Source organism: Streptomyces sp. NPDC086835, from assembly GCF_044745705.1.
In the GTDB taxonomy this organism is placed as follows: Bacteria; Actinomycetota; Actinomycetes; order Streptomycetales; family Streptomycetaceae; genus Streptomyces.
Window position 1 is genome coordinate 673,044 of record NZ_JBIVAU010000001.1, and the last position, 17,684, is coordinate 690,727.

A 17,684-nucleotide genomic window follows, 5' to 3' on the forward strand; every position below is an offset into this window, starting at 1 on the left:
GGGATGCTCCTGCGCGATCAACGGCGCCGGGGCGGTCGACGTCTCTGGGAACGGGTCGGCCTCGTCCCCGTTCGTGGTGAGCGTCGACCGTGCCGAGCTGCTCCAGGCCGGACCCGGGATCACCTACCACCCGGGCACAGGCACGATCAGTGCTCTGCCGTCGACCGACCCCGGGAACGCGCTGACTTTCGGTAGCGATAACGGCGTCTTCGTGTTCCCGGGCGCCATCGACTTGTGCGCCGAATACTTCACGACCGACGGCGCGGGGGACACCTGTCTCAAGCCCGGCAGCATGGGGCTCCGGCAGATCGTCACCTACTCCACGGCCGGCACCTTCAACTTCACCAAAGCGGACTATCCGTGGTTGGCCCGGGTCCGGGTCAAGGTCCAGGCCGGCGGCGGAGGCTCGGCCGGCGCCTCGGCCGCGGCTGCCGAGTCCATCTGGCGAGCCGGCGGAGCAGGGGGCGGGTACGCGGAGGCATTGATCAACGTCGCCTCGCTCGCGGCCGTGGAGACCGTCACCGTCGGCGTCGGCGGAGCGGCAGGCGCATCCGCCAACGGCGCAGGCGGCGCGGGCGGTAACAGCAGCTTCGGCGCGCACGCCACCGCCCTCGGCGGCACCGCTGGCGCGGCCACCATGGCCACGGGCTCCACCGTCACCACCGCGAGCGGCACAACCGGTCCCGCAGCCGGCACCGGGTCCTGGGCCATCGGCGGCGGTGCCGGGGAGGGCTCGATCCGGCTGAGCGGGAACGCCGGTATCGGCGGCGCTGGCGGCTCCTCGCGCATGGGCCACGGCGGTGCCTCGCGGGCAACTGCCGGCGCGGGCATCGTGCCGCGAGGCTACGGCGGAGGCGGAGGCGGGGCCGTCTCCGCGAACGGCGCCGCACAGGCCGGCGCCGCCGGCGAGCGCGGAATCGTGATCGTGGAGCTGTACGGATGAGCCCCGGCCACTGCCCTCCGCCGACCTGTCCGGACACCCCCTGTCCGGACACTGTCCACGCCCTGTCCCCGCAGGTCACCGCCGTCCCGCTTCCGTGCCCGGACGCGAGCACGGACACCCCTCGCCCCGTGTCCGGACGCTGTCCGCACAGGGCTGTCCCCACCCCCTGGAGGTCCCCATGTCCCTCATCCCGACGACCGCCGGCAGACCCGCCGTCGGAGCCTCCCGCCGTCATCTGGAGCGTGCGTAATGGCCACCCCACTCTCTGCCGACCGGTTCCTTCGCGCCCTCCTCGACGAGGGCCTGGACGTCGTCCAGGTCCCCGGCTGGGAGACTCACAACAGGAACAGCCGCGGCCCCTGGGGGCCCGTCCACGCCGTGATGATCCACCACACCGTCACCCGAGGCACGGCCTCCACCGTCCGCATCGTGCGTGACGGATACTCCGGCCTCCCCGGCCCGCTGTGCCACGGCATGATCGCCAAGAGCGGGCAGGTCCACCTCATCGGTTACGGGCGCACGAACCACGCCGGGCTGGGCGATCCCGACGTCCTGCGCGCCTTGATCGCAGAGGCCCCCCTACCGGTGGATGACGAGGCCACGGTCGACGGCAACCGGCACATGTACGGCTTCGAGTGCGAGAACGCTGGCGACGGCACCGACCCCTGGCCGGACGTGCAGCTCCTCGCAATCGAGCGGGCGTCCGCGGCCCTGTGCCGCGCCCACGGCTGGGGAGCGCGCTCGGTCCTCGGTCACCTGGAGTGGCAGCCCGGCAAGCCGGATCCGCGCGGTTTCACGATGCCGTCCATGCGGGACCGGATCGCGGCCCGCCTCGGTCACCCCCTGCCGACCACGCCGCTGCCCACCCCGTCCCGCCCGGTCGTGTCCCTGTCCCGGCTGGTGGCTGCCGCGCGCAGCAACCCCCGCATGGCGGGAACGCCCGTCACGTACGCCGGGGTCATCACCGTGGAGGCCGCCCTCGTGAACGAGGGCCTGCTGTCCAAGAAGTTCCAGGACGGCCACTACGGCACCACCACCGTCACCGCCATGAGCGAGTGGCAGGAGGAATGCGGCTTCCGTGGCCGCCAGCCCGGACAGCCGGCGGACGGCATCCCCGGCCGGACCAGCCTCACCCGCCTCGGCGCGAAGCACGGCTTCGACGTCGCCGCCTGAAAAGGAGTACCCCGTCATGGACACCACCCTGGACGCCGCCTACTGGTACGGCCTGCTGCTCTCCTTCGTCCTGCCCGTCCTCGTCGGCCTGGTGACCACCCGCGTCACCCACGCCGGGACGAAGGCCGTGGTGCTGCTGGCCCTGGCCGCGGCCGACAGCTTCATCACGGAGCTCGCGGCCGGCGGCCCCGGCTGGGACGCCAGCAACGCGCTGGTGCTCACCCTGGTCAACTTCGTGATCGCGGTCGCCTCGCACTTCGGCCTCTGGAAGCCGACCGGCGTCGCTCGCCGGGCGCAGGACGCGTTCGTCAAGGCGGCATGACGTCTGTGGCTGCAACCGGAGTTCCCGCCCTGGACACGTTGCTGGTGTGGGGCGGTGCCGTCACCATCCTCGCCGGCGCCGGGACGGTGGCCTGGCGCGTGGTCCGAGGCGGTATACGGCTCGGGCACCGCGTGGATCACTTCATTGACGACTGGTACGGAGAGCCGTCCCGCCCAGGCATCCCGGCCCGGCCCGGAGTGCTGGAGCGGGTCGGCGCGATCGAGGACCGTCTCGGCCGCGTCGAGCACGAGCTCTACCCCAACAGCGGCGGGTCACTGCGGGATGCCGTGGACCAGGCGAACGCACGGCTCTCGCGTCTGTGTCTGGACCTTGAGGAGAGTCCTCCGTTAGGCCCGCCGGACGAGACCGACCCCCCGCCGCCTGCTGCGGTCCCGTGACCGAGCGCCCGCCCCCTACGACTCCGGGGCGGGCCGTGTGCGCCTCGCCCCCGACGTGCCGCCTGCTGGGGCACCCCGGACCGGGCCGGTGTCATACCCGGGCACTAGCTTCGGACCCGTCCGTGCTGGTGCTACTCGGACCCCTTGTGCGCCCCGTCCGGCGGTGGAACCCGGGCGGGGCGCACTCCTGTGTCCGGACGCCCGGTCCGTGGTGTCCGGACACCGTGTCCGTGGCCCGGCCGTGATGAGAGTGTCCGCCCCCTGTGACGTGCGAGGACACCTGTCCGGACAGGGTGTCCTCCTGGTGGTCAGGCGACGGGCTGCCGGGGCTCGGGGCGCCAGTCAGGGTTCTCGACGTTCCGAGCCACCGTCCAAGTCTCCTCACCTCTGCGGCACGTGAAGATCAGGCGCATGGGGTGCCCCTCGTACTCCTGCTGCCACGAGTCGTACGTCTTCCCCGTCATCCAGGTCCCCGGACTCGTGCGGTCGAGCGCGAGCGGCCGGCCGCGGCCCACCTGGAGGTCGGTGAAGGTCAGTTCTCGCCCGTCGTCGTCGCCCTCGTCCACGCGGGGCCGGAGGCGGAACGGGCCCCAGACGTGTGCCGCGATCTGCTCCGGCGAGGGGCTGTGGGGGCTGAGGAAGCCCAGACGTTGCTGGGTGGGGGTGTGGTCGTAGTCGTCATCACCGACCCGGACCGTGACCGAGTCCAGGCGACCGAGGGCGTCCGGGCCGGCGAGGTGCACAAGGAGCTTGGCCGCGTGGTCGCCTTCCTTGGTCAGCGTGAACTCGAACTGCGGAGTCAGCTCCGCGAGCCACCGATCCCGCTCGATCCGAGCTACAACCTCGGCCGTCTTCCGGGCCTCCTCGGCCGTGTCGCTCGCGCGGCCGGTCGCCTCCCACGCGGCGGCAGCGGCCACGACGCTGAGGAACGCGGCGACGAGCGCGGCGCGATCCTTGCCCAGTTGGTCCAGAGCGGTGAGCAGCACCACGCCGCCCACGGTGGCGATGAACGCGAGCACGAGCAGCAGGCGGCGGCGTCGCCTGCGTCGATCTATGTCCGTCATGGAGGGAGGGTAGGGCCGGGGTCCGACACGTGGCCCCGGATCAGGCGGCCTTGACCATGTCGCTGCGGGTGGCCTCGGCCCACGCGATGAGCAGCCGCCGGTACTCCTCGGCCCGCCGGTCGTCGTCGGGCTGCTCTATCAACTGGCGGATCGCCTCATTGATCTGGGCAGCGGCAGGGCGCAGCGGGCCGTCAGGCCGAGGGTGGGGAGGCACGGGCGCCACGTTACGGGCCGGGTCTGACAGCGGGATGAACTACGCCCCCATACGGCTCGGGGCTGTAAGGGGGCGCGTTCCGGAGTACCGTCCTGAGTGTCGAGGTCAGAACGGAGTACGGAGTTCAGTATGCCCCTTCCCACTGATGAGCACATCGGCACGCGCGTACGGATCGCCCGGAACGCGGCTGGCCTCACCCAGGTAGAACTGGCCGGCTTCCTGTCGCGTACGGAGTCCTGGGTTGCCAACGTCGAGAGCGGACGGCAGTCCCTTGACCGGTACAGCGTCATCACGGCCATCGCGGAGCGCTGCGACGTGGACGTGGTCTGGCTGCTGGGCCAGCCGTACCGCCTCCAGCGCAGCGGGGGTAGCCTGGCGCACGCTCACATCCCGGCTCTGCGCACTGGGTTGCGGCGGGCCGGGCTGATCCTGTCTGGGCACCCAGGGCTTACCCCCCAGGGAGGGCCGGTGGACATGGTGGCCATTGCCGAGCGCACGAACAAGGCCAATGTTGCCCGGCAGGCCGCGAACCTTCCCCAAGTCGCAACCCTGCTCCCGCCACTGGTCGAGGACCTGAACACGGCTGTTCTCACCGCGACCGGCACCGCGCGGGAGGAGGCTTTGCGTCTGCTCGCTGACGCCGCCCGTACGGCCCGGATGTGCCTCAACCAGCTCGGCTACCCGGACCTGGCGTGGTCGGCCGCCGAGGTGGCCGCCGGCGCCGCCACGGCCCTTGACGACCCGGTGGTCAAGGCCGCCGTCGCCTGGGACCGATGTGGCGCGCTGCTGCACCAGGCGTCCCTGCGGGAGACCATCGCGGTCGCGGACGCCGCGCTGCGGGACCTGGAGCCCCACACAACTGGCCGCGGCCGGGATCAGGTGGCGGTGTCCCTGCGTGGCGCGCTGCACCTGCGGTGCTCGATCGCCCATGCCCGAGGCGGGCAGAAGGATGACGCCTGGGCGAGGATCGACGCCGCGCTGCAGGACGCCGATCAGCTCGGCCCGTCCTGGTACGACCTGGAGCGGCACACGGTGTTCGGCCGGGGTACGGTCGCGGTCCACGCGGCGGAGGCCGGGGTGGAGGTCGACCAGCCGGACGCCGGGCTCAAGAAGGTGCCGAGGGTGAACATCGGCGAGATTCCGAGCAAGGAGCGGCGCACGCACTTCCGGATCGATGAGGCCCGCGCGCTGCACCGCATGGGACAGAGCCCGTCGGCCGTGGTCAAGCTCCGGGAGGCCGCTGCTGCCGCGCCGTACTACGTGTACGCCGACCCGATGAGTCGGGCCCTCGTGTCTGACCTCGCGCGGGTGGGCGTCCCGTCCCAGGCCGGCGCCCTGTCTGGCCTCATCAGGAACATGGAACTGGCTGGGTAACTCAACCCGTAAGTCGAACAGTTGACGCCCCCTAGATTTTCTAGGGGGCGCGCTGCCGCCCGCCCGTCACCCTCGGAAGGTCACTGCCCGTGCATGTGTGATCACCCCAGGGAGTAGCGGCGATGGAGCCGATCGATACCCGACAACCGGGCGCCGCAGTACGCGCATACGCCAGCCTGCTGGACTGGCCGTTGACCGTGGGCTACCGGCACCGGCCGCGGCAGGGGTGCACCTGCCAGGCTGAGAAGTGTCGGACGCCCGGCGCACACCCGGTGCCCGGCTCTCCGACCTTTCGGGGTATGGAGGAGACCCTGCGGGAGCTGGACTCCTCGCCGGGCGCCGGCCTCATCGCCTGGACCGCCGCGTTCGACGCGCTGGTCGTCCCACGCGCCCTGGGCCTGGCCGCCATGGTCTCCCTGGACCGTGTGGCTCCCGTCCCCTGCCTGATCACCGCCGACCACGCCGTCCTCCTGGTACTGCCGTCCACCGGCCGGTACGCCGTCGGGGACGTACCCGGTGAAGTGCGCTCCGGCCCGGACCAGTGGATCGCGGTCCCGCCGACGCATGACGTGCGCTGGGACACCGCCCCCTGGGTCGAGCACACGGCAACCCCGGTGCCCCTGCTCCACGGCCGGGACGTCGGTCAGCACCTACGGGAGGCCAAGCACGCCGCCGTGGCGGAGGTACAGCGATGACGGTCCAGCACGTGACGAGCGGGGCGGAACGGCAGCTCGCGACCCAGCACTGGCTGTCCTCGGCATCCTCTGACCCCGCGCAGACGCGCCGGGAGTGGCAGGAACGCCCCGTCGCCATGCTGTCGTGCGGGTCACTGTTCGCGGCCGTACGCATCCCTGCCGACCTCGTCCAGGCAGCCGCTCAACAGACCGACGAGGCGCTGATCGACGTCTACCTCGCCGGCGCCCTCCACAACGGGCCGGTCATCTGCGACCGCTACGCCCACTGGTACTACGCCCTCGTCCCGGCGAGCACCGCCCGCCGGTGGGACGTGCCGGACACCGTTTGCCTCGGGAGGAAGTCGAGCCTTGGGGTCCCTCGCCCGGGCATCAACAGGGCGTCCGGTGAGCGTCTGTACTGGTCGGTTCCGATGGATTCCGCCGCGGCGCTCTGCTCGCCCTACGCGGTGGTCCAGCTCGTGATGCACGGCCGGTGAACGGCTTATGGACCTGGATGGACCGGCAGCGATGGGTGGATCGGCGGTGGGGGGTGGGGTGGCGGCAGTGGATCTTCTGCACGCTCATGGTCCTGCTCTGGCTGGGCGTGATTGCGGCGTACGTGTTGGCGACTGAGTGGGATGAGGATGGCCTTGGAACACAGCAGAGCGGCGGAGTCGACGAGGTTGCCCGTTCGCATGCCACAGGAGGAGCTGAAGCGTCGCAGGGTCCTCGCAGAGCTCGCGCCCGTCACGGTGGACCTGTTTGCCGCTGCGGGCGTCGAGCACCTGCCGGCGGACGCAGTGGGTGGGGACCGACTGTCCCGTCCGGGTGGTACGGCGTGAGCGGGCTGCCGACCCTGCCCGACGCCCTCGGCCTGTCCACCCGTGTACCGGGCGACCCGATCGAAGCGCTGCGTAAGCGGATGTGGTGGGATCACTTCTACTCCGCCCGGGAACCCGAGGAGAATCTCCCCTTCACGAAGCAGGAGCTGGCCGGCATCCGGCGGCACGTGCTCGGGGCGGGGATGAGGACGGCAGTGGACATCGGCAGCGGCTGGGGCGTCATGACGACGGCACTCGCACGCGAGGGGCTGCGTACCACCGGCTATGACTGGTCGCCGGTCGCGGTGGAGCGCGCCCGCGAGTTCTGGTCCGGCGAGAAGCGTCTGTCCTTCGAGGTCCACGATTTCCTGACCGACACCGCGCCCCGGACGTTGACGCCGGGCAGTGTGGACGTCCTGTCGTGCCGGCTGGTGCTGCCGTACCTGGACGTGCACCGCTTCATGACGGATGCCCGGCGCTGGGTCAAGCCCCGCACGGGCGTGGTCTACGTCGTGGTCCAGGTGTGGGAGAAGCAGCCCGACGGCTACTTCCGCGGCTACCCGGACGAGCTGATCGAGCAGTTGCGGAGGGGCTGGCTGCACACGGAACGCTGGGACCTGGACTGGTCACCAGAGTTCACCGCGCTGGCCCTCACCGGCCCGACCGGGAATTGAGCCAGCCCACCTCCCCACCTACATGCGAGGAGACGACGTTGCCCGCCCCGACCCCGAGTTCCTCCCCGGGATCGTGGTCGGCACCCGTGACGCCGGAGCGGAGCGCCGGTCGTCACCCTCTACCAGCGAGACGCGTTGGGGGCGCTGTGAAGATGCTCCAGCTGATGAGCGAACGGTTTCAGCCGATCTCCGGGAGCTATCGCACCACGCAGCGCATACCCCGGTCGCGGGGGCGGCGGCCTGGCTAGCGTCGCCGAACACCGTCCCAATGCCGCGCGGCAGTTCTCAACGTACGGCGCGCCCCGGCCCACACCCCGTGAGGGGCTGGTCGGCTCGGGGCTTCCAACCGCTCCACCACGACAAGAGACAGGTAACCGAATGACCCATCTTGAAACTGCCGATCCCGAGGCGCTGCGCACCGCGATGGTGGACCAGCTCGTCAGGGCGGGCACCATCCGCAGCAAGCAGGTCGAGGCCGCGTTCCGGACCGTTGCCCGTCACGCGTTCGCCCCCGATGCACCTCTCGTTCAGGCGTACGCCGCGCACGAGGCCGTGCCCACGAAGAAGAACGAGCACGGCATCACCATCAGCTCCGTCTCGGCCCCCGACGTCCAGGCGATGATGCTGGAGCAGGCTGAGGCCCAGACGGGGATGCGGCTCGGTGAGGTCGGCTCCGGGGGCTACAACGCAGCCCTGATGGCAGAGGTGGCAGGACCGGGCGGCACGGTCGTCACCATGGACATCGACCCCGAGGTCACCGACCGCGCCCGACAGCTGCTGGACGCGAACGGATACGAAAGGGTTCGGGTCGTGCTCGCGGACGCCGAGCATGGGCTCCCCGACGCCGGCACCCTGGACCGGCTGATCGTGACCGTCGGTGCCTGGGACATCCCCCCTGCCTGGACCGACCAGCTCGCAGAGGACGGCCGGCTGGTGGTGCCGCTGCGTATGCGCGGACTGACCCGCTCGATCGCCTTCGACCGCGACGGCGAACGCCTCGTGTCCCGGTCGACGGAGGTCTGTGGCTTCGTCACCATGCAGGGCGAGGGCGAGCACACCGAACGCCTGCTGTTGATCCGGGGCAAGGAGATCGGGCTCCGCTTCGACGACGGATGGCCCGCAGACCCCGACGCCCTGAACGGCGTGTTCGACACCGACCGGGTGGAGAAGTGGACGGGGGTCACCGTCGCGCCGGCGGAACCCATCAAGGGCATGCAGATGTGGCTGGCCTCGGCGCTCGACGGGTTCTGCCTGATGTCGGTGGACGCCGAACTGGACACCGGCCTTGTGGCCCCGCAGAACAAGCGGGCCAACATCACCCTCCTCGACGGCGACTCCCTCGCCTACCTGGCCATCCGCAAGACCGCCGACGGCGCCGAGTTCGGCGTCCACGGTTACGGACCGAACGCGGAAGCCGTGGCCGACGCCCTCGTGGAGGAGCTCCAGAGGTGGGATCGCGATCACCGGCAGGACGAGCCGGTCATCTACGCCTACCCGGCCAGCACCCCCGAAGCCGACCTGCCCGCCGGGCGGGTCATCACCAAGCGGCACCGCCGCATCGTCATCTCCTGGCCCCAGGAGGGCCAGGCCAGCAAGAGCACCATCACCGAAAAGGAGAAGTGATCATGGTTCAGCAGATCCAGCACGCCACGACCGGTGCCAATGAGTTCAGCCTCGACGTGCGGGTGGTCGAGGCCGGAGCGCCCATCGCGAGCCTCCTCCAGGACACCGGCGACGGCTGTGGCAGCACCTGCGCCAACGGGGCCACGGCCTGTGTCTCCCTCGGCGGCGACACCGCCTGACCCGGGCCGCTGTGAGGTGAGGTAGGGCACCAGCCGGCCGCGGCACTGCACCTCACCTCCCACCACCCGCCGCCGGGCACACGGCCGTGTGCCCGGCGGCACCACGACGACAGCGAGGGGGCACAGGGCATGGCAGGCGGAGCGCGGCTGTACCGGCACACGGGGGCCCTGTTGGTGCGGGCCACCACCCATCCCGGGACGGGCGTCCCGGAAGCGGACGTAGACCTGTCCGGGCCCGGGGCCGCCGATCGCGGCCGGACCTGGCTGGCGGCTGTCTGGGAACACCCGCAGGCCCGCCAGGCGCTCGAGGCCGCGAGCTCCGGCCTGGCCGCGCAGACCGCCGCCGTGCTGGCCGCTGACTCGCCGGGGGTGAAAGAGGTGCGGCGGCTGGTGCACTCCACCGCCGCCTACTTGCTGCGCTGGCAGGGCCGGGCGACCCCGTTCGGGCACTTCGCCGGCGTGGCTCCCGCGCGCACCGGCGCGCAGCCCAGCGCCCGCTGGGGCAGCGGGCACCGTGCCGTACTGCGCCCGGATGCCGCCTGGCTGGGCGCGGTCGCCGACCAGCTCAGCGCCAACCCCGAGATCCTGGAGCGGCTGCCCGTGGCAGCGAACCCGGCCGTCGTCACCCGGGGCGGACGGATCGTCGCGCCCGGCCGTACGCCCGCCAAGGGGCTGGCCCCGCTGGAGGTGTCAGTGGCGGCCACCGGCCCCGTGCGCTCCGCCCTCGCCGCCGCCTCGGCCCCTGCCGTGTTCGCCGACGTGGCCAAGGCCATCTCCGTCGACTTCCCCCATGCCGATAGCGCCACGGTGCGCGGGCTCCTGGCCCAGCTCCTGGAGCACGGGCTGCTGCTGTCGGCTCTTGACGAGGTGGCCACCGCCACCGACCCGCTCGGCGTCCTGCGGGCGGTGACCGATATTGCGGCCAGCGCCGGACCGATGCCCGCCCCCACGGGACAGGCTACCGAGGGTCCCTCGCCGTCCTGGCCGGACACCATCCTCGACGCTCACATCACCGTCCCCGAGGCGGTCCTGTCCGAAGTCGCGGGCGCCGCGTCCGTGCTGGTACGGCTCTCGCCGTACCCGTCCGGCCCTCCGGCGTGGAGGGACTACCACCAGCGCTTCCGGCAGGCGTACGGGGACGGCGCGGCCGTACCGGTGGCCGAGCTGGTCGGCGACGCCGGACTTGGCTGGCCGGCCGGCTACCTTGGCGCCGATCGCCCGGCCCCCGCCCGGATGCTCTCCGCCCGGGACGAAGCGTTCCTCGCCCTGGCTCAGCAGGCCGCCCTCGACGGGTCCCGGGAGGTGGTCCTCACCGAGGGGCTCCTCGCCAAACTGGCCGTGGTGGAGGTGGCCGAGCTGGTTCCGCCGCCGTGCGTAGAGATGGCGTTCCAGCTCCACGCCGGCAACGCGGACGAGGTACGGCGGGGCCGGTTCGAGGTGTGGCTGGCCTCGGCGGCCCGGCCGGCCTCCTCCATGGCCGGACGGTTCGCCGACCTCCTGCCCGACCCTGAGGCCGACCGGTTCGCCACCGCCCTCGCGGGGCCGCCTGGCCCGCTGCCGGCGCAGCTGGTCTTCCCGGCCCGCAGGCGGCGCAGCGCCAACGTCACCCGTGTTCCCCGCCTGCTGGAACACACCATCGTGCTTGGCTGGCCCGATCAGGGGCCGGGCAGCATCGCGTTGGACGACCTCGCCGTCACCTGCGACGCCCACCGCTTCTACCTGATCCTGGCCTCCACCGGCCAGCTGGTCGAGCCCCGCGTCCTGCACGCGCTGGAGCCCCGCGTACTGACGCCGCCGCTCGCCCGTTTCCTCGCCGAAGTCGCCGGAGCCCGCCGCACCTTCTGGCGCCTTCCCGACTGGGGCGCGGCCTCCCGGCTTCCCTACCTACCCCGGCTCCGGCACGGCCGTACCGTCCTGGCCCCGGCCCGCTGGCTCCTGGCCGCCGACCAGCTGCCCGGCCCGTCCGCCGAGCGGCCCGTGTGGGAGGAGGCATTCGACCGCTGGCGCACCCGGCAGAAGCTCCCGGCCCGGGTCGTGCTCGTGGAGATGGAGATGCGGCTGCCGTTGGACCTGGACGTGCCGCTGCACCGGGAGCTGCTGCGGGCCCGTCTCGCCAAGGCCCGGGAGGTGGAAGTGCGTGAAGCACCTTTGCCAGCGACAGGATCTACATCACCTTCCGCAGGCGGGTTCATGGGCCGCGCCCACGAGTTCCTTACCGTCCTGCACACCACCGCCCCCACTACTGCCGGTCCGGTCCTGCCCGCCGTCCCGGCGCCGGTGGCGGAGTTACCCGGCGCCTCCCGCACGGTGTGCGCCCGCCTGTACGGGCACCCCGGCCGGCAGGGAGAGATCCTCACCGAGCACCTGCCCCGCCTGCTGGCCGGGTGGGAACCGGCCCCGCTGTGGTGGTTCACCCGCCAGCACGCCCACGACCCACACCTGACGCTCGTCCTGCGGCTCGCCGACCGGGCCCAATACGGACAGGCCGCCGAACGACTCGGCGACTGGGCCGACGAGCTGCGCCGTCACCAGCTCGCCACGCACCTGGACCTGACCGCCCACCAGCCGCAGACCGCCCGCTTCGGCCGCGGCCCGGCCCGTGAGAGCGCCGAGCGGGTCTTCGCGGCCGACACCGCCGCCGCGCTCGCCCAGATCACGTACGCGGTGCGCACGGGAACCCCGGCCGAAGCGCTCACCGCCGCCTCCCTCACCGACCTGGCCACCGCCTTCGCGCCCACCCCCAGTGACGGATGGTCCTGGATGGCCGCGCACCTGCCGCGCGAGAGCGGACCGGTAGACGCCGGGCTGTCCCGGCAGACCCTGGACCTCACAGCGGCCGATGCCGCCTGGCGCCGCCAGCCGGACGGGCACGCTGTCACGTCCGCGTGGACGGCCCGCGCCGAAGCGCTCACTGCCTACCGGCAGGCCCTGGCCGCCGAGCGCGCCCCGATGACCGTCCTGTGGGCGCTGCTCCAGCTCCACAATCTCCGCGCCGTCGGCGCCGACCCTGAAACCGAGCGGACCACCCACCGCCTTGCCCGCGCCGTCGCCCTCGGGCACACCCACCGTCGGAAGGCCCGCCCATGAACGCGGCAACCGTTCTCCAGGACCGGTTCCGCCACCTGCACGCACCCGACGAAGGACAGGGCCCAGGGCTCGCGCAGTCGCTGGCCAAGGGGCCGGCCGGGGTGGCCCTGTGGCACATCGAGCGGGCGCTCACCGGCTCCGGCAGCTGGGAGCCGGTCCAGGCGTGGCTATCGGCCGCGACCCGTGCAGGGGTGACCGCCGCCGACTCCGCCTGCCTCACCTACGGGGCCCCTGCTTTGGCGTTCGTCCTGCACGCGGCTGGGGCCGACGGACAGGACCGCTACCGAGCGGCCCGCGACCAGCTTGACGCGGCCACCGCCGCCCTCGCACACCGGCGCGTGGCAGCAGCCCACGCCCGCATCCGGCGCGGCGAACCGGCGGCGTTCGCCGAGTACGACCTCCTGCACGGACTCACCGGCATCGGCGTGCACTTGCTCCTCCACACCCCCGGCGATGACGCCCTCGCGGCCGTCCTCTCCTACCTCGTCGCCCTGACCCACCCGCTGGACTTGAACGGCGAGAGACTGCCGGGCTGGTGGTGTGCTCACGATCCCCGCCGCCTCTACACCCCCGGCGGGCACGCGAACTTCGGCATGGCCCACGGCATCACCGGCCCCCTCGCCTTCCTCGCCCAAGCCCTGCGCCGGGGCGCCGTCGTAGACGGGCAGCGCGAAGCCGTCGACACCGTTGCTGCCTGGCTCGACCAGTGGCAACAGCACGGTGATCGTGGCCCGTGGTGGCCGGAAGCGATCACCCGCGAGGAGGCCGCCGACGGTCGGCCGCACGTAACAGGCCCCGGGCGGCCATCGTGGTGCTACGGCACCCCGGGGATCACCCGAGCCCTCCAGCTCGCCGCCATCGCCACCGCCGACACCGGCCGCCAGCAGGCCGCCGAAGACGCCCTGGCCGCCTGTCTCGCCGACGAACGCCAGCTCGCCCAGCTCACCGACGCGGGCCTGTGCCACGGCACGGCCGGTCTGTTCCAGACCGTGTGGAGGGCCGCCCAAGACGCCCGGACGCCCGTCCTGGGCACCGCAGCCGCCCGCCTCGCCGAGGCATTCACCGACGAGCACGCCTTCGAGGACACCGCGTTCCTCGAAGGCGCCGCCGGACAAGCCCTCGCCCAGGCCACCGCCCTCCACGGCCGGGGACCCGCCTCCCGCTGGGACGCGTGCCTCCTCATCGACTGACCTGCCAGCCGGCGCAGGCGCTCCAGCCCACATCCACCAGCCGCATGCTTCCCGTCGCCTTCCACGGAGAGGACGCCAGCCCCCGATGAACACCCCGTACATCTCCCAGCAGACCGAGGACGCGGTCCTCGCTGTCCTTGCCGGACAGCCGCTCCCGGATATCGCCGCCCGCACGGGCACCGCCCCCGAGGAACTGGGCGACGCCGTAGCCCTCTACCGGGCCGCCGGACGCGATGCCCTCGCCGGGCAGGCCGCCCGGCTCGACTGGTACCAGGTCCGTATCGAGTTCCCCGACTGGAGCCGGTGCGAGGATGCGGCCGCACGCCTCGCCCGAAGGCTTGCCGACGCCGAAGAGGCCGCGCTCGTCGGCCCCTGGTGGTTCATCCGCAAGGCCCCCCAATGGCGGCTGCGCGTCCTGCCCGGACCCCACGGACCCGACCGGCTGCGCCACGTTCTCGCCGGTGCCCTCGATGTCCTCGTGGAACATCGGACGATCAGCCGGTGGTGGCCCACCATCTACGAGCCCGAGGTTCCGGCCTTCGGTGGCCCGGCCGCCATGGACGTCGCGCACGCCCTGTTCCATGCCGACAGCGCACACGTCCTCGACTACATCCAGGAGGCCAAGCCGCCCATGGGCCGCCGCGAACTGTCCGTCCTTCTGCTCTGCGCACTGTTCCGCGCTGCGGGGCTGGAGTGGTTCGAGCAGGGCGACGTCTGGGCCAAGGTCTCTCGCCTGCGGCCGCTTCCGGCAGATGTGACGACCGCGCAGCTTGCCGAACTCGGCGACGGTCTCCGCACGCTGATGAACTCCGATGTCTCCCCCCTCCTGGCCCCCGGCGGCACACTGGAAGACGTCGCCCCGTGGCTGGACGCCTTTGAGACCGCAGGACGCGCCCTCGGTGAGGCGGCAGCCGCCGGGACCCTCGAACGTGGCCTGCGGCAGGTTCTCGGGCATCACGTGATCTTCCACTGGAACCGGTTGGGACTCACCGCCCGCACCCAGGCCCTCATCGCCCACGCCGCGACGCACACCGTGATGGAAATCCGCCACCGCCCGCAGCAGGTGTAACAGAACGCGGCAGCTGACCCGGGCCCGGACACACCACTGCCCCGGCGGCCAGGTGACTGGTGCCGGGGCAGTGGTGTGCCTGCTGCCTGGGGGGTTAGGCGGCGGGCGCGGCGGCGCTCTCCGGCGAGGGGGAGACCTGGAGAACGCGATGCATGTCGGCCGTGACGACGCGGAACAGCCGGCCGGTGCGGATGACCTTGCACGGGAACTGACCGTTGCGGGCGAGGGAGTAAGCGGTGGTGCGTCCGATCCCGAAGGCGCGGCCGGCGGTCTCCAGGTCGATGGTCGGGGGCAGGTCGAGGAGGTCGCGGGTGGTCAGGGCCGGGGCGGTCGCGGCTGTCTGGGTCATATCGGCGCAACTCCGAGTCGGAATCGGGTTCTGCTGTGTCCTTCTGACGCACTGTACGACATGGGTTGATACGGCACAACAGCCTCTGTACTTTGGGTCATCGTGGAGCAACCGGACTGGGCGACCCGATTCAGCAAGACCATTGCGCAGGAGCTGCGCCGGCACCGCACGGCGCGCGGCATGAGCGCGCAGCAGGTGTCCGACGCGTGCGAGGGCCTGGGGGCCGACATGCCCCGGACCGTGATCTCCAACATCGAGAACGGGCGGCGGGGCAACGTCAGCATGGCCGAGGTGGTCATCCTGGCCGCTGCCCTGGGCGTGCCGCCGACCGTGCTGGCCTTCCCCGTCGGGTACGAGGCCGAGGTGGAGTACCTGCCCGGCAAGACGGCCACACCGCTGGAGGCCGCCGACTGGTGGAACGGCGAGAAGGCCGACGAGGAATGGGCCCTCACCCTGCTGCGTCGGCACCGTCGGCTGGAGTCCCAGATCCGCCGGCTCTACAAGCAGATCTGGGAGCAGGCCATCGCGGACTACCGATGGCACGGGGAGCCGGGGGGCCCGGAGGCCGGCGCGGCCCGGGAGGTCGCGGAGGAGCTGACCCGCGAGCTCCACGAGCTGCGCGACGAGATCGCTCGCCGCGGCCTAGTCCTGCCCCCGCTCGACGGGCTGGACCGGCCGGCCTGAGTGCCCGGCGGGGGTGGCCCGCCATGTACGGGCGCGGGGCGCGCCCTGGTCCTACGGAGGAATAGCCATGCCTGGAGCACGGCGTGCTGGTGGCATCACGAAGCGGTGCGAGTGCCGCGACGAGGCAGGGAAACGGCTGGGCACGAAGTGTCCGCAGCTATCGAAGAGGGCGCACGGAAACCACCAGTTGCGGCAGGAGCTGCCGCCGGACGACAAGGGCAACCGGCGGACGTTCCGGCGGACCGGTTACGCCCAGGTGAAGGACGCCCAGAGCGACCTGGACAAGATCCGCGCGATCCTCGACCTCGCGGAGAGCGACGAGGACGCGGCCCGCCGGGTGGGCGACCTCTTGGTGGCCGTGATGCGGGACCGGGAGCCGATCCCGGACACCGCCGACGTGAAACGGCGACTCGCCGGCGGCGTGCCCATGGACGTCTCCATGACCGTCGGGGAGTGGCTGGAGACCTGGGTCGAGTCGAAGAAGACGAAGCGGACCACCACCAGCGGATACCGGTCCCACATCCGCGTGCACCTGCTGCCGGGGCTGGGCCACTACCGGCTGGACCGGCTCAACGTCGCGCACGTGCAAGCGTTCTTCGACGCGATCACCGAGCAGAACGAGGTCATCGCGGCCGAGAACGCCGCGCGCCGGGAGCAGGAGGCCCGCTGCAAGTGGGGTAAGGCGTCCCGGCCCCCGGCCGCGGAGTCCGCGCGCCTCGCGGCGGAACGGGAGAAGTTGGCCGCCATGCCGCCGTACCGGCTCATCACGGGGCCGGCCACGAGGCAACGCATCCGGGCCACGCTGCGGACCGCGCTCAACGCGGCGATCCGACGGCAGCTCATCACGTTCAACCCGGCCGCGTGGGTGGAGCTGGAATCCGGCAAGCGGCCGAAGGCTGTCCTGTGGCTGGACCGGCATGTCGAGCACTGGCGGAAGACCGGCGAGAAGCCGAGCGCCGTCATGGTGTGGACGCCGACCCAGATCGGCCAGTTCCTGGACACCGCCGAGGAGTCCCGCCTGTACGCGCTGTTCCACCTGATCGCGTTCCGAGGGCTCCGCCGCGGCGAGGGCGTCGGCCAGGACGAGCGGAACGTGGACCTGGAGAACGGAGCCATCACCATCTCGAAGGAGATCGTGGTGGACAACTGGCAGGTCTTCGAGGACGACCCGAAGACGGACGGGTCGGCCGCGACGATCGCCCTGGACTCCCTCAACGTGGCCGTGCTGCGCGAGCACCGCATCCGGAAGGCGGCGGAGCGGGAGGCATGGAACGAGAAGGCCGCGAAGGATCGGGAGGAGGGCAAGGACACCCGTGACTGGGTGGAGACCGGCAAAGAGTTCGTGGACGTGGACGGGGCGTGGCTGCACCCGGAGAAGGTCTCCGAGGAGTTCCGCCGGATCTACCAGCGGGCCGGCCTGCCGCCGATCAATCTCCGGGACCTCCGGCACTGCGCGGCCACCCTCATCCACGGCGGCGGCGGGGACCTCCACGCGGTCAAGGAGACGTTGCGGCACTCGTCCATCCAGCTCGCCGGCGACACGTACACGTCGCTGCTGCGGGAGGTCGACCAGGAGATCGCGGAGCGCGCGGCCGGGCTCGTTCCCAGGGCCAGGAAGCCGCTGGACCCACCTGTGGAGGAGGCGCCGGCGCCGCCCGCAGAGGGGGAAGAAGGCCCCTCCGCACCTCCGGGCGAGTAGGCTCGTGGAGGTCACCGACGGGGTGCGTTTCCCCAGGTGGCGCCGGGTCTCTGCTCGCCCGATGCTCGCCCGAACGCTTCATAATGAGGTGTCACGAGGCGGCACGAGCCGACAGGAGTGCAGGAGCGGTACCGTGTTGATCGGGCC

The 17,684-nt window shown here is 72.0% G+C and carries 18 protein-coding genes; 15 read left to right on the plus strand and 3 right to left on the minus strand.

Annotation, left to right across the window (positions count from 1 at the left end):
* Positions 1 to 76 precede the first annotated feature (76 nt).
* The 4 genes from ACIPJI_RS03095 to ACIPJI_RS03110 all read left to right on the plus strand — a co-directional run bounded on the left by ACIPJI_RS03095 (position 77) and on the right by ACIPJI_RS03110 (position 2,836).
* A complete protein-coding gene (locus tag ACIPJI_RS03095; RefSeq protein ID WP_402244149.1) occupies positions 77 to 943 on the plus strand; it encodes a hypothetical protein in 867 nt (288 codons plus the stop codon).
* A gap of 249 nt (positions 944 to 1,192) precedes the next feature.
* The gene (locus ACIPJI_RS03100) at positions 1,193 to 2,116 is read left to right on the plus strand and encodes an N-acetylmuramoyl-L-alanine amidase (RefSeq protein WP_402244150.1); all 924 of its coding nucleotides are present in this window, start codon (positions 1,193 to 1,195) and stop codon (positions 2,114 to 2,116) included.
* 16 nt (positions 2,117 to 2,132) lie between these two features.
* Positions 2,133 to 2,438 carry a hypothetical protein gene (locus tag ACIPJI_RS03105; protein ID WP_362454902.1) on the plus strand — a complete coding sequence of 102 codons (306 nt, stop codon included), beginning with the start codon at positions 2,133 to 2,135 and terminating at the stop codon, positions 2,436 to 2,438.
* Positions 2,439 to 2,443: 5 nt separating this feature from the next.
* Positions 2,444 to 2,836, plus strand: a complete 393-nt coding sequence (locus ACIPJI_RS03110; RefSeq protein ID WP_362454901.1) for a hypothetical protein — start codon at positions 2,444 to 2,446, stop codon at positions 2,834 to 2,836.
* A 308-nt stretch (positions 2,837 to 3,144) separates the two neighbouring features.
* Here ACIPJI_RS03110 and ACIPJI_RS03115 read toward each other — a convergent pair whose 3' ends face one another.
* Together ACIPJI_RS03115 and ACIPJI_RS03120 are read right to left on the minus strand one after the other, a co-directional pair.
* On the minus strand, positions 3,145 to 3,900 hold the full coding sequence (locus tag ACIPJI_RS03115) for a hypothetical protein (RefSeq protein ID WP_402244152.1): 756 nt from the start codon (positions 3,898 to 3,900) through the stop codon (positions 3,145 to 3,147).
* 40 nt (positions 3,901 to 3,940) lie between these two features.
* Positions 3,941 to 4,114 (minus strand): hypothetical protein, encoded by a 174-nt coding sequence (locus ACIPJI_RS03120; protein WP_362454899.1) that lies wholly within the window; start codon positions 4,112 to 4,114, stop codon positions 3,941 to 3,943.
* Positions 4,115 to 4,243: 129 nt separating this feature from the next.
* On the opposite strand from ACIPJI_RS03120, the gene ACIPJI_RS03125 reads away from it, so the two are divergent.
* The 9 genes from ACIPJI_RS03125 (at position 4,244) to ACIPJI_RS03165 (ending at position 14,805) form a co-directional block, all read left to right on the plus strand.
* Entirely contained in the window at positions 4,244 to 5,488 is a 1,245-nt protein-coding gene (locus tag ACIPJI_RS03125) for a helix-turn-helix domain-containing protein (RefSeq protein WP_362454898.1), read from the plus strand.
* A gap of 299 nt (positions 5,489 to 5,787) precedes the next feature.
* Positions 5,788 to 6,183: a hypothetical protein gene (locus ACIPJI_RS03130; RefSeq protein WP_362454897.1), complete on the plus strand. Its 396-nt coding sequence runs from the start codon at positions 5,788 to 5,790 to the stop codon at positions 6,181 to 6,183.
* Positions 6,180 to 6,659, plus strand: coding sequence for a hypothetical protein (locus ACIPJI_RS03135; protein WP_402244155.1), 480 nt, complete (start codon positions 6,180 to 6,182; stop codon positions 6,657 to 6,659). Before ACIPJI_RS03130 ends, ACIPJI_RS03135 begins: the two co-directional genes overlap by 4 nt.
* Before the next feature lie 341 nt (positions 6,660 to 7,000).
* A complete protein-coding gene (locus ACIPJI_RS03140; protein WP_402244156.1) occupies positions 7,001 to 7,657 on the plus strand; it encodes a class I SAM-dependent methyltransferase in 657 nt (218 codons plus the stop codon).
* A gap of 378 nt (positions 7,658 to 8,035) precedes the next feature.
* Complete coding sequence (gene fxlM / locus ACIPJI_RS03145) at positions 8,036 to 9,280, plus strand: methyltransferase, FxLD system (RefSeq protein ID WP_402244158.1); 1,245 nt, start codon at positions 8,036 to 8,038, stop codon at positions 9,278 to 9,280.
* A gap of 2 nt (positions 9,281 to 9,282) precedes the next feature.
* On the plus strand, positions 9,283 to 9,459 hold the full coding sequence (locus tag ACIPJI_RS03150) for an FxLD family lanthipeptide (protein ID WP_362454893.1): 177 nt from the start codon (positions 9,283 to 9,285) through the stop codon (positions 9,457 to 9,459).
* Between the two features lie 129 nt (positions 9,460 to 9,588).
* Positions 9,589 to 12,546 carry a lantibiotic dehydratase gene (locus ACIPJI_RS03155; RefSeq protein ID WP_402244160.1) on the plus strand — a complete coding sequence of 986 codons (2,958 nt, stop codon included), beginning with the start codon at positions 9,589 to 9,591 and terminating at the stop codon, positions 12,544 to 12,546.
* Entirely contained in the window at positions 12,543 to 13,736 is a 1,194-nt protein-coding gene (locus ACIPJI_RS03160; protein WP_402244162.1) for a lanthionine synthetase C family protein, read from the plus strand. Before ACIPJI_RS03155 ends, ACIPJI_RS03160 begins: the two co-directional genes overlap by 4 nt.
* Positions 13,737 to 13,821: 85 nt before the next feature.
* Complete coding sequence (locus tag ACIPJI_RS03165; protein WP_402244164.1) at positions 13,822 to 14,805, plus strand: thiopeptide-type bacteriocin biosynthesis protein; 984 nt, start codon at positions 13,822 to 13,824, stop codon at positions 14,803 to 14,805.
* A gap of 94 nt (positions 14,806 to 14,899) precedes the next feature.
* Here ACIPJI_RS03165 and ACIPJI_RS03170 read toward each other — a convergent pair whose 3' ends face one another.
* On the minus strand, positions 14,900 to 15,154 hold the full coding sequence (locus ACIPJI_RS03170; RefSeq protein WP_402244166.1) for a DNA-binding protein: 255 nt from the start codon (positions 15,152 to 15,154) through the stop codon (positions 14,900 to 14,902).
* 102 nt (positions 15,155 to 15,256) lie between these two features.
* On the opposite strand from ACIPJI_RS03170, the gene ACIPJI_RS03175 reads away from it, so the two are divergent.
* A complete protein-coding gene (locus tag ACIPJI_RS03175; RefSeq protein ID WP_402244168.1) occupies positions 15,257 to 15,838 on the plus strand; it encodes a helix-turn-helix domain-containing protein in 582 nt (193 codons plus the stop codon).
* Between the two features lie 67 nt (positions 15,839 to 15,905).
* Positions 15,906 to 17,537, plus strand: coding sequence for a tyrosine recombinase XerC (gene xerC, locus ACIPJI_RS03180; RefSeq protein WP_402244170.1), 1,632 nt, complete (start codon positions 15,906 to 15,908; stop codon positions 17,535 to 17,537).
* Positions 17,538 to 17,684 lie beyond the last annotated feature (147 nt).

What these genes read in the sequence shown, in the direction of transcription:
- ACIPJI_RS03160 (WP_402244162.1), top strand. Translation starts at nt 12,543, where the DNA reads ATGAACGCGGCAACCGTTCTCCAGGACCGGTTCCGCCACCTGCACGCA.
- xerC (WP_402244170.1), top strand. Translation starts at nt 15,906, where the DNA reads ATGCCTGGAGCACGGCGTGCTGGTGGCATCACGAAGCGGTGCGAGTGC.
- ACIPJI_RS03105 (WP_362454902.1), top strand. Translation starts at nt 2,133, where the DNA reads ATGGACACCACCCTGGACGCCGCCTACTGGTACGGCCTGCTGCTCTCC.
- ACIPJI_RS03125 (WP_362454898.1), top strand. Translation starts at nt 4,244, where the DNA reads ATGCCCCTTCCCACTGATGAGCACATCGGCACGCGCGTACGGATCGCC.
- ACIPJI_RS03130 (WP_362454897.1), top strand. Translation starts at nt 5,788, where the DNA reads ATGGAGGAGACCCTGCGGGAGCTGGACTCCTCGCCGGGCGCCGGCCTC.
- ACIPJI_RS03150 (WP_362454893.1), top strand. Translation starts at nt 9,283, where the DNA reads ATGGTTCAGCAGATCCAGCACGCCACGACCGGTGCCAATGAGTTCAGC.
- ACIPJI_RS03170 (WP_402244166.1), bottom strand. Translation starts at nt 15,154, where the DNA reads ATGACCCAGACAGCCGCGACCGCCCCGGCCCTGACCACCCGCGACCTC.
- ACIPJI_RS03115 (WP_402244152.1), bottom strand. Translation starts at nt 3,900, where the DNA reads ATGACGGACATAGATCGACGCAGGCGACGCCGCCGCCTGCTGCTCGTG.
- ACIPJI_RS03165 (WP_402244164.1), top strand. Translation starts at nt 13,822, where the DNA reads ATGAACACCCCGTACATCTCCCAGCAGACCGAGGACGCGGTCCTCGCT.
- ACIPJI_RS03135 (WP_402244155.1), top strand. Translation starts at nt 6,180, where the DNA reads ATGACGGTCCAGCACGTGACGAGCGGGGCGGAACGGCAGCTCGCGACC.
- ACIPJI_RS03155 (WP_402244160.1), top strand. Translation starts at nt 9,589, where the DNA reads ATGGCAGGCGGAGCGCGGCTGTACCGGCACACGGGGGCCCTGTTGGTG.
- ACIPJI_RS03100 (WP_402244150.1), top strand. Translation starts at nt 1,193, where the DNA reads ATGGCCACCCCACTCTCTGCCGACCGGTTCCTTCGCGCCCTCCTCGAC.
- fxlM (WP_402244158.1), top strand. Translation starts at nt 8,036, where the DNA reads ATGACCCATCTTGAAACTGCCGATCCCGAGGCGCTGCGCACCGCGATG.